Annotated in this window: 15 protein-coding genes and 3 tRNA genes; 1 reads left to right on the plus strand and 17 read right to left on the minus strand. The window is 31.9% G+C overall.

Going from position 1 to position 16,199, the window contains the following annotated elements; genetic code table 11:
- A partial coding sequence (locus WBF61_RS07370; protein ID WP_424255266.1) for a BMP family ABC transporter substrate-binding protein occupies window positions 1–317 on the minus strand: 317 nt, incomplete at its 3' end.
- A gap of 278 nt (window positions 318–595) precedes the next feature.
- Here WBF61_RS07370 and WBF61_RS07375 point away from each other — a divergent pair.
- Window positions 596–1,891, plus strand: a complete 1,296-nt coding sequence (locus WBF61_RS07375; protein WP_424255268.1) for an NCS2 family permease — start codon at window positions 596–598, stop codon at window positions 1,889–1,891.
- Between the two features lie 48 nt (window positions 1,892–1,939).
- Here WBF61_RS07375 and WBF61_RS07380 read toward each other — a convergent pair whose 3' ends face one another.
- The 16 genes from WBF61_RS07380 to WBF61_RS07455 form a co-directional block, all read right to left on the minus strand.
- Complete coding sequence (locus tag WBF61_RS07380) at window positions 1,940–2,206, minus strand: metal-sensitive transcriptional regulator (RefSeq protein WP_424255270.1); 267 nt, start codon at window positions 2,204–2,206, stop codon at window positions 1,940–1,942.
- 25 nt (window positions 2,207–2,231) lie between these two features.
- A complete protein-coding gene (gene yidD, locus WBF61_RS07385) occupies window positions 2,232–2,486 on the minus strand; it encodes a membrane protein insertion efficiency factor YidD (protein ID WP_424255272.1) in 255 nt (84 codons plus the stop codon).
- Between the two features lie 132 nt (window positions 2,487–2,618).
- Window positions 2,619–4,355, minus strand: coding sequence for an ABC transporter ATP-binding protein (locus tag WBF61_RS07390; RefSeq protein WP_424255274.1), 1,737 nt, complete (start codon window positions 4,353–4,355; stop codon window positions 2,619–2,621).
- Window positions 4,356–4,360: 5 nt separating this feature from the next.
- Window positions 4,361–6,097 carry an ABC transporter ATP-binding protein gene (locus tag WBF61_RS07395; protein ID WP_424255276.1) on the minus strand — a complete coding sequence of 579 codons (1,737 nt, stop codon included), beginning with the start codon at window positions 6,095–6,097 and terminating at the stop codon, window positions 4,361–4,363.
- Between the two features lie 169 nt (window positions 6,098–6,266).
- Complete coding sequence (gene trmL / locus WBF61_RS07400) at window positions 6,267–6,776, minus strand: tRNA (uridine(34)/cytosine(34)/5-carboxymethylaminomethyluridine(34)-2'-O)-methyltransferase TrmL (protein WP_424255278.1); 510 nt, start codon at window positions 6,774–6,776, stop codon at window positions 6,267–6,269.
- 21 nt (window positions 6,777–6,797) lie between these two features.
- Window positions 6,798–7,967 carry a tRNA epoxyqueuosine(34) reductase QueG gene (queG, locus tag WBF61_RS07405; RefSeq protein WP_424255279.1) on the minus strand — a complete coding sequence of 390 codons (1,170 nt, stop codon included), beginning with the start codon at window positions 7,965–7,967 and terminating at the stop codon, window positions 6,798–6,800.
- Window positions 7,968–8,256: 289 nt separating this feature from the next.
- The gene (locus WBF61_RS07410) at window positions 8,257–9,111 is read right to left on the minus strand and encodes a methyltransferase domain-containing protein (protein ID WP_424255281.1); all 855 of its coding nucleotides are present in this window, start codon (window positions 9,109–9,111) and stop codon (window positions 8,257–8,259) included.
- 542 nt (window positions 9,112–9,653) lie between these two features.
- Entirely contained in the window at window positions 9,654–10,100 is a 447-nt protein-coding gene (locus WBF61_RS07415; RefSeq protein WP_424255282.1) for a gamma-glutamylcyclotransferase family protein, read from the minus strand.
- 1 nt (window position 10,101) lies between these two features.
- Window positions 10,102–10,749, minus strand: coding sequence for a pyroglutamyl-peptidase I (pcp, locus tag WBF61_RS07420; RefSeq protein WP_424255284.1), 648 nt, complete (start codon window positions 10,747–10,749; stop codon window positions 10,102–10,104).
- 46 nt (window positions 10,750–10,795) lie between these two features.
- A complete protein-coding gene (locus WBF61_RS07425) occupies window positions 10,796–11,719 on the minus strand; it encodes a DUF979 domain-containing protein (RefSeq protein ID WP_424255286.1) in 924 nt (307 codons plus the stop codon).
- Complete coding sequence (locus tag WBF61_RS07430) at window positions 11,719–12,426, minus strand: DUF969 domain-containing protein (protein WP_424255288.1); 708 nt, start codon at window positions 12,424–12,426, stop codon at window positions 11,719–11,721. Before WBF61_RS07430 ends, WBF61_RS07425 begins: the two co-directional genes overlap by 1 nt.
- A gap of 102 nt (window positions 12,427–12,528) precedes the next feature.
- Window positions 12,529–13,794 carry an aminotransferase class I/II-fold pyridoxal phosphate-dependent enzyme gene (locus WBF61_RS07435; protein WP_424255289.1) on the minus strand — a complete coding sequence of 422 codons (1,266 nt, stop codon included), beginning with the start codon at window positions 13,792–13,794 and terminating at the stop codon, window positions 12,529–12,531.
- A gap of 167 nt (window positions 13,795–13,961) precedes the next feature.
- Window positions 13,962–15,608 (minus strand): phosphoenolpyruvate carboxykinase (ATP), encoded by a 1,647-nt coding sequence (locus WBF61_RS07440; protein ID WP_424255291.1) that lies wholly within the window; start codon window positions 15,606–15,608, stop codon window positions 13,962–13,964.
- A 258-nt stretch (window positions 15,609–15,866) separates the two neighbouring features.
- Window positions 15,867–15,950, minus strand: a tRNA-Leu gene (locus WBF61_RS07445).
- 31 nt (window positions 15,951–15,981) lie between these two features.
- Window positions 15,982–16,052: transfer RNA gene (locus WBF61_RS07450), tRNA-Cys, on the minus strand.
- Between the two features lie 30 nt (window positions 16,053–16,082).
- Window positions 16,083–16,154 (minus strand) — tRNA-Gln (locus tag WBF61_RS07455).
- Window positions 16,155–16,199: the final 45 nt, after the last annotated feature.

Genomic DNA, 16,199 nt, shown 5'->3' on the forward strand with positions numbered 1-16,199 from the left:
ACAACAGTGTCAAACTTATTATTGGCTAATGTTTGTAAATTCATTACATAATCGGAGGCTGATTCTGCTTGAATATAATCATATCCTTGAACACCCTTTGATAAACTATTTTTTTCTCCCCATAATTTTAAACCTTCCCAGGCTCCTTGGTTAAACGATTTATCATCAATCCCACTAAAATCAGCGGCTAATCCAATAGTTGTATTCTTATTTCCATCAGTTTTTTCTTTTGCAGAGCTTTCAGCTCCACATGCTCCTAAAATTATACCTATACTGACTCCAGCTGTAATAAGACTTAATGAGTGAATTTTTTTCAATTTGATGAATCCTCCATTTTTTTATTTTTTTTAATGTCTTAACAATTTAATCCTATCATTTAAGATAGACTGTGTAAATAAAAATACGACAAATGAAACAAAAAGAATGATAATCGTTCGTGTTTAAACTTTTTATTTTATGAATTAATCCGTTTTCATTTATTTATTCATTTTTTTATTAAAAACAACAAAAGAATAATCATTTTTTGATTGCAATCGGTTTTCAAAAGAATTATGATGGTAAATGGCGTCATTTTTTAATTATAGGAGGAAATAGTTTGAAGAATTTTTTTCAGTTAGAACAAAATAATACAACTGTACAAACAGAGATCCTAGCAGGTTTAACTACCTTTTTAACAATGGCATATATTATTGTCGTTAATCCTGTAATCTTATCTGCAGCAGGGATTCCTTTTAATCAAATCTTTATGGCAACAATTGTTTCAGCAGTAGTTGGAACGACTTGGATGGCTTTAGCTGCTAATTATCCAATCGGAATAGCTCCAGGTCTAGGTCTGAATGCCTACTTCGTAACTGTTGTTGCTGGTGGTGTAGACTATAAAACAGCTTTTTCTTCTGTATTTGTAGCGGGAATCATTTTTTTACTGTTATCTTTCACAACATTTAGAGAAAAATTAATAGGTGCAATACCTGAATCATTAAAATCAGCTATTGCAGCAGGAATTGGCTTATTTATAGCTTTTGTAGGTTTAAGGCTTTCTCAAGTAGTTGTTGGGAATGAAGAAACCTTAGTAGCTTTAGGAAATTTAAAAGATCCAAGCGTTTTGCTAACGTTATTTGGAATTATCTTAAGTATTAGTTTAATGATATTAAATGTAAAAGGTGCCTTATTTATTGGAATGGTTGTTATAACAATTATTAGTTATGCTATGGGAATGATTCAATTTGATGGTATTATTGCAATGCCTGATTTCGGTTCTGATCTAATGATTACAAATCCAATTTCACCTTTTATAGATGTTGTTTCGAATGGTCTATATGGTGCCGTTATCTCATTTTTATTAATTACTATTTTTGATACTACAGGAACTATGATTGCGGTAACGAAACGGGCTGGATTGATGAAAGATGGTAAATTAAAAAATGCAAAACAAGCATTATTATCAGATGCACTTGGTACTACTATAGGAGCTATTTTTGGTACTAGTCCAACAACTGCTTTTGCAGAGTCTGGTACAGGTGTTGCTGCAGGAGGACGTACAGGTTTAACTGCTTTAACCATTGCTGTGATGTTTGCTCTATCTAGTTTCTTTTATCCTTTATTCAGTGTCATTTCTAGTGTCCCCGCGATTACTTCACCAGCCTTAGTTATTGTTGGTGCTATTATGATGGCCAGTACAGCCGAAATAAACTGGTTTGATTTATCTGAGGCATTTCCAGCTTTTATTGTTATTTTAACTATGCCTTTAACAGGAAGTATTGCAACTGGTTTAGCGTTAGGGTTTATAAGCTATCCTATTACAAAGTTTTTTAGCGGACAAGCAAAAAGCGTCCATCCTTTTGTATATATTTTTGCTGTGCTTTTCGTTATACAATTATTCTTTTTAAACTAAAAAAATCCTTATCCACTCTATTACTGAGCTGGATAAGGATTTTAATTTTTATCTACTTTTAACTAATAAATTAATTGCTTCTTGAATATTTTCTTCATGATTAGAACTAGTATCGGCAACACATAATACTAAATTTTCAGCAACAATAATGCCCATTGCGCGGTCGATACTGGTACGTATAGCAGATAATTGAGTGACAATATTTTCACATTCTTGTCCTTCTTCCATCATTTTTAAAACACCTCTCATTTGACCTTCAGATCTTTTTATTCGATTAATTACTTTTATATTCGGTTTATATTTATTATTTCCCACTAAAAAAACTCCTTCATAATATATTTTAATTTGTTTTCTTACTTGGTTGATTCCTCTTTAATGTGAATTTAGTTGGCACAGGATCGTAACCACCACGAACGAATGGATGGCATCTTAATATTCTAGCAGTACCCATTGCTGTTCCTTTTAACGAGCCATGCTGTTCAATTGCTCCAATTGCATAACTTGAGCAGGTTGGGTAATAGCGACAAGTTGGCGGAAATAGTGGAGAAATACCTTTTTGATAGCCTTTAATAGTTTTAATAAGAATTTTTTTCATGTTTTTTCACTCGCCTTCGTACTTATTATTATACCCACACCCGTATATTTTGTAAAGCTTTATACTTAGATCCAGACTATTATTCATACTAATTAGCGAACGATTAATTTAAACCCTATGAAGTATAATCGTTCATTCTTCAGATTGAGTTTGGTACATATTAGCATAAAATCCATTTAATTTTAATAACGTTTCATGAGTTCCTCTTTCCACTATCTCACCTTTCTCCAAAACCAAAATTTGGTCTGCATATCTTATCGTAGATAATCTATGTGCGATAATAAACGTTGTTCTTCCTTCTTTTACAACATTCATTGCCTTTTGAATTAATGCTTCGGTCTCCGTATCAATATTAGATGTGGCTTCATCTAATATTAGTATTCCAGGATTAAATGCTAAAGCACGAGCAAAAGAAATTAGCTGTTTTTGTCCAGAAGATAAAGTACTTCCTTTATCTGTTACAGGTTGATCAATTCCTAGTGGCATGTCAGTTAAAATTACATCTCCACCAATCGTTTTAATTGCTTCTTTAACTCTTTCACGAGAAATTGTTGAATCATTTAATGTAATGTTTGATGCAATGGTCCCTTTAAATAAATAAGGATCCTGCAATACAATTCCCATTTGTTTTCTTAAATTTTTTCTGGAGATAGATATTGTTGGATTATCATCTAAATAAATAGTTCCTTTGTCAGGATCATAGAACCTAAAAAGTAAATTTATTATGGAACTTTTCCCTGATCCTGTGTGTCCTATTAAAGCTGTTGTTTCACCTTTTTTTGCTTTAAAGTTAATATCTTTTAATACATATTCACCTTTTTCATAAGAAAAGTACACCTTCTCAAAGACTATTTCATTTTCTAATGCTTTATAAGTTTGGCTATTTTCTAGCTCAACGGGTAAATCTATAATATCAAAAATACGTTCTGCTGAAGCTAAGGCAGTTTGAAGATAAGACCATTGAGAAACGATTCCTTGAATTGGTTGAAATAAACGAGTGGTATAATCAATAAAAACATATAAAACGCCAACCGTTATCAGAAGATTCCCATTTATATATCCTTTTCCAAAATATAAAATTAGTACAAGTAGAGAAAAGTTTTTTATAACTTCAACAAAACTATAAGAGGCAATTGAATCTAATAAAACAAATTTTTGACTGTAATCAAACCATTTTTTATTTGTCTCTTCAAATTCTTTTTCGACCAACTCTTCTTGTTGAAAAGCTTGTATAATTGTCATACCTTGGACTGTTTCATTTAGTTTTCCATTTATTTCTCCGATTAACTGGCGTATTTTTTTATTAAAAGGTGCTGCATATTTTTGATAAATAATTGCCCAAAAAGAAAATATAGGAACTAGCATAAATGTAAGTAAAGCATAAAATTTATTTAACTGGAATAAAGCGATATATATACCAACTAAATAACTAAAATTTGTTAACATTTGTCCAACGGATATCACATAAAAGATACGAAGTTGCTCCGTATCATTTGTTATACGAGAAACAATTGTTCCAGAAGCAACCGTATCGAAATAACGGACTGGTAATTTTTGTACATGACTGTATAATTCATTTCTCATTATTTTTATAACAGTATTAGCACCTACTGTTAACAATAAAAAACTAAAGTAACGGAAAATTGCTGTTAAAAAAGCTAGTACTAGGAAAATACCTAAGAATAACACTAATTTGTTGGCCTTGAGCACAGATTCACTAGAGGGTGCTATAATGTCATCAATCACATATCGAATCACTAGTGGACCGCTTAAATCAGTTATTACAGCTAAAATTAATAAAGTAAGACCTACAAAAAAATAACTTTTTTTCTTCAATGAGTAAGACCATAGTATTTTCAAAGTCTTCATAACATTTACTCCTCCTTTTTCAATTGCTGACGAATAAATTGTTTTTCATACCAGCCTTTTTTAACCATTAATTCTTCATGGGTTCCTCTTTCGACAATCATGCCTTTATCCATCACAATAATTTGTTGCGCATGATAGACAGAGGATAATCGATGAGTAATAATAATGGTCGTTTTATTCCCTCTATTTTCTTTTAAATTATTAATAATTATTTTTTCTGTTTGTGCATCAACTGCTGATAAAGAATCATCTAAGATTAAAATTGAAGGATTTTTTATTAACGCTCTAGCGATAGATAGTCTTTGTTTTTGTCCACCTGAAAGAGAAATTCCTTTCTCTCCAATTTGGGTATCTAATCCATTGGGCATCTTTTTTAAATCTCTATCAAAATTAGCTAGATGTAGTGCTTCTTTAATATCCCTTTCAGATGCATTCTTTTTTCCAAAAGAAATGTTGTTACGAATCGTACCAGAAAACAAGATATGCTCTTGAGGGACATATCCATATTTTGAATTTAATTGTTCTTTCACTACTGTATCAATTGATATTCCATTTATAGTAATCCTCCCAGTACCATTTGGATACTCTTTTAATAACTGACGAATAAGGGTTGTTTTCCCACTTCCTGTTTTACCAACTATACCGAAAGTCGTCCCTTTTGGTATTTCTAAATTTATTTGCTTTAAATTAGATTGATTTGAATTTGGATAGCTAAAAGTAACTTGTTCATATTTTATCGTCCCGTTTTTTAAAATAGCTCTTTTTTCAGAATTCCCCATCTGATCATCTGCATTTAAAACTTCCATCACGCGATCCATAGACGCATTCCCTTGTTGGAGTAAATTGATTAATTCACCGATTGATTGTATCGGCCATACTAACATGCTGAGATAAACTTGAAAGGTAACTAGTTGCCCAATAGTTATTTCATTTTTAGAAACTAATAGTGCTCCTAAACTAAAAGCGAGTACATAACTTATTCCTAATGTAATTTTTATTAGTGGTTGAAAAGCAGAATTTATTTTTGCAACAGAAATATTTTTTTTTAAAACTTTATTCGTTTTCCTCTCAAACTGTAGGGACATATCATCCTGCCTACCATAAGCTCTTATAATCCTTATACCTTCTACGGCCTCTAAGACTTCATCATTAATTTCTGCAAAAGCATCCTGAGATTCTTTATATCGAATATGTACTTTATCTCCTAGTTTTTTTAATAAATACCCTAAGATAGGAAGAGGTAAAATACAGACTAAAGTTAACTTCCAAGATACAGTTAAAAACATAGTTAAAAGAATAACACCGAAAAACGCTGTAGAATCCATCGCAATCATAATCCCATAACCAGCCATTTCAGAAATAGCATCTAAATCATTCGTTGCACGTGCCATAAGGTCTCCTGTTCTAAACTTCCGATAAAATACAGAACGCATTTTCAAAAAATGATTCATCAGCTGTCTACGTAGTTGCCTCGTTAATACATTTTTCCCACCAAAGAGTTGATAACCCCAAAATATTTCGATCCCATAAGAAATAATAATAGAAAAAATAAACAAAATCAGTTGCTTAATGAATATAGTATCTGTTAGTTCGTTCAAATAAATCCCATCAATAACCTGTCCAATAATAAATGGAGGAATCAGAACAAGCCCATTCCCGATTAGCATAGCAAATATTGCCCATCCATATCTTTTTTTATGTTCTAAAAAGAAAGGTGTTAACTTTTTAAATAAAAGGAACATTATAAAACCTCATTTCACTTATTTTAATTCTCCTTATTGTAGCGGTTACAAAAAATAACGGCAAGTCTACTGCTGGTTTTTATCATTCACGTATTTTTGTAGCAATGAAAAAAACAGCAACCTCTGCAATAAACATAAGGTTGCCATTTCATTTATTTATATCGTACTTCTAATCTAACTTATCGTTTTCATAGTGATGTGTTAATTCCATATTTTTAAATTTTTGTTGCCGTAAAGCTTCATAAACTAAAATAGCTGCTGTATTTGACAGATTAAGCGATCTGACATGTGTATCGTCCATAGGAATCCTTAAACATTTTTCTTTATTTTCTCTCATGAATTTTTCTGGCAATCCAGTTGTTTCTTTTCCAAACATAAAATAATAGTTTTCGTCCACATTAGAGTAATCCGGTTCACTATACGTACGATTACCAAATTTAGTAATCAAGTAGAGATGATCATTCCCAACTATATTTAAAAATGCTGATAGATCAGTGTGATACGTAATATTTACATCATTCCAATAATCTAACCCAGCTCTTTTAAGATGCTTATCATCAGTTGAAAAACCTAGTGGTTCGATTAAATGTAACTGGGTATTCGTGCCTGCGCATGTTCTCGCTATATTTCCTGTATTAGCTGGTATTTGTGGTTCAAATAAAACAATATGATTTGGCATAGTGCGTTTTCCCCCTGAATATTACTTTCTTTTTTCTTTTTTTATATTAATAAAATCAATGGCTTTATTGATTTCATCTTGTGCTTCTTCATCTGTTTCTCTATCTAAGACTTCTTTTAAAAATTCAATAATCATTTCGTCTTTATAAGAAACAATCTTAGCTATCGACCAAGCTGCAGTTCCACGAATAACCGGACGTGGATCCTTTTCTAAACAATAGAGTAAATCAGGCAAAGCTGATTTATCACGATAATTTCCTAAAGCAATAATAGCATTTCTTTGTATTGGTTTCTTTCCACGCCATGATCCAGACATGTAGCCAAATCTTTCTTTAAATTCTTTGTTACTTATAGTCAGTAAAGGCTTTAATTTTGGCATAACATTTTCTACATCAGGTTCCATTGCAGGATGAAAACCTGCATTTTTACCTCTATTATATGGACAAACAACTTGGCAAATATCGCAACCATAAATGACATGACCCATCCTTCTACGAAACTCCTCAGGCATCATACCCTTTGTTTGAGTTTGATAAGAAAGACACTGTTTTGCATTCATGCGCCCATCTCCCAATAAAGCTCCAGTAGGACAAGCATCTACACATCTTGTACAATCCCCACATCCAAAAGGTATTTCTTCATCAATTGGAAAATCTAAATTTGTTATGATTTCTCCTAGATATACATAAGAACCAAATTCTTCAGTAATTAACAAACCATTTCGACCAATAAAGCCCAGTCCTGCTCTTTTTGCAACAGCAACGTCTACTAGTTCACCAGTATCAACCATCGGCTTATAAGTGACTGATTCACCAGCTTCTTTACGTATATACTCTATCAATTGATTCATTTTATCTCGTAAAACAACGTGATAGTCTGTTCCCCAAGAGGCGCGTGCAAATTCCCCTCGTCTTTCACCTTTTATTCGCTCTGGAGGATTTTCTATTTTAGTCGGATAAGCTAAAGCAATTGAAATAATCGAACGCGGACTTTCAAAGATTAACTCGGGATATATTCGTTCTTGAATATTCTTATGTTCAAATCCTGAATGATGACCCTTTTCTTGTTGCGCTATCAATTTTTTTTCTAAATCTAAGAAAGGTTCCGCATTTGTAAACCCGATTTTATTGATACCTAATCGTTGGCTTTCTTCAATAATTTTTCCTTTCAATTCTGCCTGTAAGACGACCAAAATAATCTACTCCTCCCAACAAAAAATTTTATTCATTTTGACACTCTAATTTAATAAAGAATAAAAAAACGTATCATTTCGGTGTCCAGCACTGCGAAATGATACGTTAATGATGCATTATTAAGTTTCACTAACTTTTATCAAAATCTGATGGATTCCTGATAAAAACGAATGAATAATAATAGCTTATACGTAATATAACACCCACAGGAATAACTTGCAAGTTAGAATTCATTAAATACTATATATAATTTGCGTTATCTAAATTTTTTTAGATAACTCCTCTTCCTTAGGATTTATTCTTGCCAATCAATAACCTTACATCAACTGTTATCTTTGCCAAAGGATGATCTGTTGCATATTGTTTAGCTTCTTCACTTGCTCCCCAACTTAATGGCGTCATCATCATTAAATCTAAAAAATTTTCTTTTGTTAAAGAAAATGAATAACTAATTCGTCTAGTTTCAATTTCTAAGAAGTGCTCTTTAAATTTCTCAATGACTAACTGATTAGAATAAGTTTGTTTTTCTTTTTGATCGTGATAAAATAATTTTCTTAATTCAATTAAATAATCATTTTCTGGAACTACTTTAATAATTAATCCGTCTTTTTTTAGCAAACGCTCAAATTCTTCATAATTTGAAGGTGAAAAGATATTTAGAATTGTATCGTATTTTCTAGTTGCAAAAGGAGATTGAGCTAAATCGGCTACGCAAAAAAAAGCACTTGTAAAATTCCCAGCAGCTAATTGAATAGCATCTTTTGAAATATCAAATCCGATATTATTTCCAGATAAACCTAACTGTGTTAAATAATCTAGTTGAGAGCCTTCACCACAACCTACATCTAACAAGCTACCTCCAGTCTTATGTTCAATGTGACTATAAACAGCTTCTAGTAAAGGGTTAAACAGACCAGCTTGGGCAATGTTATACCTTGCTTCTAACATTTCTCTATTGTACTCATTTTTTGAGCCTTTTAACAAGAAATAAATAGTTCCTTTTTTTGACAAATCAAATGAATGGTCATTTGTACATTGTAAACTATTTTTTTCTATCTTTCTAAATTCACAATGACATACTGGACATTCAAAGAGATTCATATTTTTTTTTAAAAATTCATTTGCTGATTCTATTTTCTTCACACTCTAGCCTCTTTCTTTACCTCACTGTCTCTTAAAGAACACTCTACTTGTTATTCCTTATATTATATCATTTTTAAGAGTTTAAATCATAACATTTCAAAGTCATTTTTTTACAGTTTATTTATATCTAGTTAAAATAAAATAGTATTATTTATCACTTTTCTAGCCAGAATGTTTTAAGTGCGCTAATAAGATACTTTAGAAAGGGTGATTAAAATACCACAGGGTATAACTGATTTCCTTCTTTCTTTAAAGAATCTAGATTTTTCACTTTGAAAAAACATTAACTATTGCTAACACTTTTCTTGAAATTCATTATAAAAATACCGAATAATATCTATTCTTATTTCTTAGGCTGAAGAATGTATGAACAGTTTTTCTGAAAAAATAAATGAATTGAAAATTATTATCTAAGAAAACTATCATTCAGAAATAAACATTTAAATTTCAAGTACTATCTATCTTTTTTTTTAAAAACAAAAACAAAAGACCTAAAAAACTAAGAAATAAATTCTAATTTTTTAGGTCTTTAGTGTTTGCAATTATTCAGATTTTGGCCAAGAACCTTCTTTTATATGAGTAGCTAATTCCAAGAATTTTACATCTTTCTTTTCACAATAAAAATAAACAAAAACTTCTAAAAGATCATACTTATTACTATCAGCATTCCAGACTTCAGCTGCATTAATCTCTCTAACGTATTCATTGTTAAATGAACTTTGACCATAATAATTTTCTAAGTTATCTAAAGCAGTAATTGTTTCTTCAAAATCTATTAAGTTATAAACTTCACCATAAACCCAACTCATATTATTTTCATCTGAGATTACAGCAGGATATCCTTTATACGGTAAATCATAAAGTGAAGCTTTTATCCTTCCTTTTTTTGCCCCACCTTTTACTTTTCCTTCCAAGTACAAAGAGTGGTTGTGCTTGCCTACCTTTAAACTGCCATAAACAAAAATAGGCAACTGCTGTGACTCTTTCATACTAGTGAATAGCACCTCCAATTGCTTTCAAATCTTCTTTTCCATCAAAACTAACAATCGCCTCAATAGCTGCTGTTAAACCTCTAGTAATGTCATCTAGACTCATAAAAGGTTGATTAGATTGTTTTACTACCTGTTCTGGAATGAAAGGCACATGAATAAAACCAGCTTTAATATCAGGGAAATCCATATCAATCATAAATTGTACTTGATACATAATATGATTACATACAAAAGTTCCGGCTGTATTTGAAACAATACTGGGTATACCTATACCTTGCATAGCTGTTACCATTGCTTTAATAGGCAACTGCGTAAAATAAGCATTTTTCCCGGTTTTCTGAATAACTAAATCAATTGGCTGATTTCCTTCATTATCTGGAATTCGAGCATCATCAATATTTATAGCAACTCGTTCAGGCGAAATAGCAAATCTTCCTCCGGCTTGTCCTATATTTAAGACAACATCTGGATTGAATTCATTTATAGCTTCTTTCACAACAAAGGCTGATTTCCCAAAAACTGTTGGTATTTCTAATTTTTTTATTTCCGCTCCATTAATCGTATCTGCTAACATCTTAACCGCTTCAAGTGCTGGATTGATTTTTTCACCGCCAAAAGGATCAAATCCTGTTACTAAAATTTTCATTTTTTTAATACCCCACTTTTCTATTATATTTATTCTTCATATTTACTTAGAAAACCCAGAAATACATTAAGACAATATGAACTCCAATCATAATGATTGCAAATGGTGCTTGTTCTCTTATTACTCCGTTTGGATTTTTCATTTCTAGCAAAGCCGCTGGCAAAGCATTAAAGTTTGCAGCCATTGGGGTTAATAGCGTCCCACAAAATCCAGCTGTCATGGCTAATGCTCCTGCAACAACTGGATCACCACCTTGAGCTATAACAAATGGAATACCTATTCCAGCTGTTATAACTGTAAATGCAGCAAATCCATTACCCATGATCATTGTAAAAATAACCATTCCTAAGACATAGGCTATTACGCCTAATAAACGATTTCCTTCTGGTACAAAAACAGAAATCCCACTAGCAATCACATCACCTACACCAGCTGCTGTAAAAATAACGCCTAAAGCGGCTAATAACTGAGGCAGTATTCCCGTTATTCCCACTTGTTGAATCATTCTATCTCCGTCTTCTAAAATAAGTTTTGGCTTCGCTTTAGTAATTAAAACTGCTGTAATTAAAGAAACAATGGCTCCAGCCCCAATACCAACTTGACCACCTAATGGAGTGAGCTGAGTAACTCCTACAGCAACAACAGCTAAAGAAATAACTGGAATAAATATTTTATTTCCCAATCGATCGCTAGATTTTTTTGCTTCCTCTTCATTAACTGTTTTTATTTTTCCTAAACGGACTTGTTTGAATAAAGTTAAAACACCCATTAGCATCAGTAAACCACCACTGATTTCTGAAGGGATAAACTTACCAAAAGCAAAAACAATACCTAATAATAACCAAAATAAGGCCGTCCCTAAACGGGTAGGGTGAGTGTAATCTTTATAGACCGTAAATGCCGTATATACTAATAAAAATCCAATCATCATAAAAAGAAACTCTAATATATTACTTGAAATTATTTCCACTAGTCATTTCTCTCCTTTTTTGACGATAAATTTGCTTTTTCACCATATTTTTTTTCTAATTTTTTATCAAAAATTATATTTGAACTCGTTACGAGAATTAACATAATCAATGCGACTGGTATTGAAGATAGTGCAATTGAAACGGCTGAAACTTTATATCCTAAAGATTCCAAAGTTCCAGTAATCAATAATACACCTGAAGCAGCTATAAATGTATTTTGTGCAAAGAAGTTTCCATAGTTTTCAGTGGCTGCTGAACGAGCTTTAATTCGCTCAATATCTACTTCGTCCATAGATCCATATTTTGTTTCTGCAGCAGCTTGAGTCATTGGTTCAACTAATGGACGGATAAATTGAGTATGGCCTTGTACTCGAATAGAGAAAAATCCTGCTAATTCTCGAATTACCATGTATAATGATAGCAAACGTCCTGGAGTCAATCCTTTCATCTTTTCAATCAATTTTACGGCTTGTTGACGTAATCCAAACCTTTCTGTTAGTCCAATCATTGGTAATGTAAGTAAAAACAAAGTAACCAATCTATTAGACACAAATGCATCTCCTAATAATGATAAAAATTCCACAATGGAAATTCCTGAAACTAATGCAGTGGCTAAAGCAGCAACTAACACTACTGCAATCGTATCAAATTTTAACATAAAGCCTACTACAATAATTAATATTCCTATTAATTTAAAAATCTCCACTTTCTCTCCTCTTTTCTTAATCATATTTTAATCTGATTAGAATTATACGCAAAATAAAAAAGAGATGCAACCCATAATTTAAAGTCGCTATCTCTTTTTCATCTAATTTCTTACTAGTATTACTTTTTTTAGACTTATCATTTCAATACATAATCCAATGATATCCATTGCTTTTTCTAAATCTGCTAATTCTACTGAAGTAGGAGCTAAACGGATACTATTATCTTTAGGATTATTCCCATTTGGATAAGTTGCTCCAGCTTTAGTTACCTTAACTCCAATTTTGTCTAATGATTTAACAATTTCCGTTGCACAACCATCTAAAGTTGTTAAGTGAACAAAATAACCACCTTTTGGATTCGTCCAAGTTAATAGGTTACTTTCTTTAAATCGCTCATTTAATTTTTTTTGAATTAAATCAAATTTAGGTTTTAAAATAGATGCGTGCTTTTCCATATGTTTTGCTATTTGATTGCTGTTATTTAAAAATTTAACATGTCGCATTTGATTCAATTTATCATAACCAATAGTTTGGTAACTTAATTCATTGCTCAATAATTTTATATTTTTTTCTGAAGCAGCTATCGCTGATACTCCTGCTCCTGGAAACGTAATTTTTGAAGTTGAACAAAACATCCACGGTCGCTCTGGGTAACCTGCTTTTTTACAAGCAGCTAAGATATTTTTAGCAACTCTAGTGTCATTGGTTAAATGATGAACCGCATAAGCATTATCCCACATTATCGTAAAATCAGAAGCTCTTGTTTTCATTTTAGCTAAACGGTCAACAACTTCATCTGAATAGATAATACCTGTAGGGTTACTATACGTAGGTACACACCAGATCCCTTTTATTGCTGCATCTTTTGATACCAAACGCTCAACTTCATCCATATCTGGACCATTTTCATCCATTTTAATTGGAATCATTTCGATTCCTAACTTTTCAGTCATTGAAAAATGACGATCGTATCCTGGGCTTGGGCATAAAAATTTAACAGATTTTTCTGCATTCCAAGAAGATGGACTTGTAAATAATTTACTCGTTAAAACTAAATACATTAGACTTAGACTTGAGTTCCCTCCAATAAGAGTCTCTTTACTTGTTGCTCCTAAAATAGTAGAAAATAGTTCCTTTGCCTCTGAAATACCTGTTAGTTCTCCATAATTTCGAATATCTATATTCCCTTGACTCAAAAAATCTTCTGGCTTATATAATAATCCCAACATTGGTTCAGATAACGCTAACTGATTAACACTTGGAATTCCTCGTGTTATATTTAAATCCATTGGTTCTTCAAGATAATTCTTATATTCTTTTTCTAAAACAGATAATCTCTGGCTAAATTGTTCGTTTAATGAATTCATAAGTCTATTCCTCTTCTCTTTAATAACCGTCTTTTATAGAATTATAGCGAAACTCTACTCATTTATCAAAGTTATTTGTAAAGAAAATGAACCTAGCTGAGGTAGTGTTATTTACTATAATATAAAAAAGAATAGCTCAAAGTTAGTCCAATAAACAGCATATTAAATTAATTTATCTTAATGGTGTTTCTCAGTGCTCCTAAAACTTCATCTGGTAACACATCCATACCACCTTCTGCATTTTTTTCGATAATATGATCTACACGCATTTGTAGTCTTTCTTGAACTAATTGTTTGTAACTTTCGTCATTAAAATCTGGTTTAAATCCATCTATTTCCATATATTTTAACTGTTCAATATCTCCAAGCACTTTAAATTCAGCTGTTTTGTCTACTATAGCTTCTATACTTTCAAGAGTAATAGCGGGTGTAATTTTTTTCTCTAAAAAAAATCCAGTGTTTATAATATAACAATCGATTCTATTCACTTCAAAAAGATGTTTAAATTGCTCATAGTCCTCAGATAAAGGATAAACTCTAAAAGGATTAGCATAAGGTACAATCACTAACTTATTCATATCTACACCTTCTTTTAAACGCTCTGCAGTTGATCTTTTTGTAGCTAAAGTAGCACCAAAACTAGCTGCTAGAATTGGATCATCTATTTTAACAACTGGTGGAAGACTATCATCTTTCATAATCCAATAGATAGCATTAATAGGCTCTTCGAAACGGTCAACTCTATTAGGTGTTGAGTAACGTGATTTTACAGTACGACCATTCCCATTCCTTATATCTTCTGTTAATAGTACTTTATTATTATGATTGTCTAAAGTCACAGCAACGTTTTGAACAGTTACAAAATAATCAATTTCACTATGATTGGAAGGATAATCTTGTGTTTTATCAAAATATGCTGGTTCTAATGCTATAGACGAACCATCATCTAATGAAATAATAAATGCATCATCATGCAAAACTTCAATAGGATACTTCCCGTTATGTTTAGCATGAGTCAGAGTTGATTTTCCTGAACCAGATAATCCGAAGAAAGCTGCTACATAATCTTTATTTCCAGGAAGTTCGAATTTTTTTTGCCCACCATGACACGATGCAAAACCAATTCTATGAGCGGTTCCCCAGGCTAAAGTTAACGTAGCTTTTTTTAATTCTCCAAAATAATTAAGTCCTAATATTAAAGCAACATTATGATCCGTATCAAAATAAGCAAGACCAAGAGGATAATCTGGATGCTTCCAGTATGGATCAGAATAAATATAGATATCTCCTGCTTCTATTTCATGTGAATTAGAATACATATCATTATAAAATTCGTTTGTAATTTGAAAATTTAATAACCAAGAATATAAATTATTTTCTTGCCCCTTAGGAACAGATAGATGCGCTTTTATCATAAATTCTTCATCCAAACCTACATATGCACTAGCTTTGTAACGTTCTTTTATTGAACCTTGATAAATAGCTTCTCTAGCAATTGCGGCTAATTTTATATCTTCTTCTTTATTATTGCCAAAAATTCTTCTTGCAACGGCTGTTCTTCCAACGATTGCTCCACCATTTTCTACTAATACTTTTGCACCATTTGGAAGATTTAATTTTTCTGGATATTTAACTAATAGATCTGTTACTATTGTTACTGGTGAATTCAAAGCGAGTGTATAAGCTTCAGTTATATTTGTTATCTCTCTCACATTGTTTCCGTACATAGCTGTTTCTACAACAGAACGTAAAGATGAGAAAATAGGGTTTTCTTTATTTATTTCTGATTTTTGAAAATTTTCTTTAGTTGACATTTAATTCACTCCCTTATAAATAGTTATACTTACAATATATATTTACTAAAAGATGAATATATGACAGAAATAAAAATCCTCCTTTTTTTAGTAATAAGTACTAGTATGCTTTAAAGATAAAGCGCTTCCAAACATTACACTCATCATAGCAAAAAAACGACTGTGTTTGCAATAATTTAATGTAAAAATATTATTAAATAATAACTTCATCTATACAAAAAAACCAAACGTTGTTTACACGTTTGGTTTTTTTATTTATACCGACGGCCGGAATCGAACCGGCACGCCCTCGCGGGCACAGGATTTTGAGTCCAGCGCGTCTACCAATTCCGCCACGTCGGCAAGATAGATAGGCAATCAATAAAATCGAATAAGGCGGTAACCGGATTTGAACCGGTGATGGAGGTTTTGCAGACCTCTGCCTTACCACTTGGCTATACCGCCATCGTCAAATTTGATTGTTTAAAAATAAAACTGGGCTAGCTGGATTCGAACCAACGCATAAGGGAGTCAAAGTCCCTTGCCTTACCGCTTGGCTATAGCCCAATAAAAAAAGGCGACTGATGGGGATCGAACCCACGTATGCCGGAA

The sequence above is a fragment of the Carnobacterium sp. genome, from assembly GCF_049673005.1.
Lineage (GTDB): Bacteria > Bacillota > Bacilli > Lactobacillales > Carnobacteriaceae > Carnobacterium_A.

Coding starts and splice junctions, on each gene's coding strand:
- WBF61_RS07435 (WP_424255289.1), bottom strand. CDS start 13,794: ATGAATTCATTAAACGAACAATTTAGCCAGAGATTATCTGTTTTAGAA.
- pcp (WP_424255284.1), bottom strand. CDS start 10,749: ATGAAAATTTTAGTAACAGGATTTGATCCTTTTGGCGGTGAAAAAATC.
- WBF61_RS07440 (WP_424255291.1), bottom strand. CDS start 15,608: ATGTCAACTAAAGAAAATTTTCAAAAATCAGAAATAAATAAAGAAAAC.
- yidD (WP_424255272.1), bottom strand. CDS start 2,486: ATGAAAAAAATTCTTATTAAAACTATTAAAGGCTATCAAAAAGGTATT.
- WBF61_RS07395 (WP_424255276.1), bottom strand. CDS start 6,097: ATGTTCCTTTTATTTAAAAAGTTAACACCTTTCTTTTTAGAACATAAA.
- trmL (WP_424255278.1), bottom strand. CDS start 6,776: ATGCCAAATCATATTGTTTTATTTGAACCACAAATACCAGCTAATACA.
- WBF61_RS07415 (WP_424255282.1), bottom strand. CDS start 10,100: ATGAAAGAGTCACAGCAGTTGCCTATTTTTGTTTATGGCAGTTTAAAG.
- WBF61_RS07390 (WP_424255274.1), bottom strand. CDS start 4,355: ATGAAGACTTTGAAAATACTATGGTCTTACTCATTGAAGAAAAAAAGT.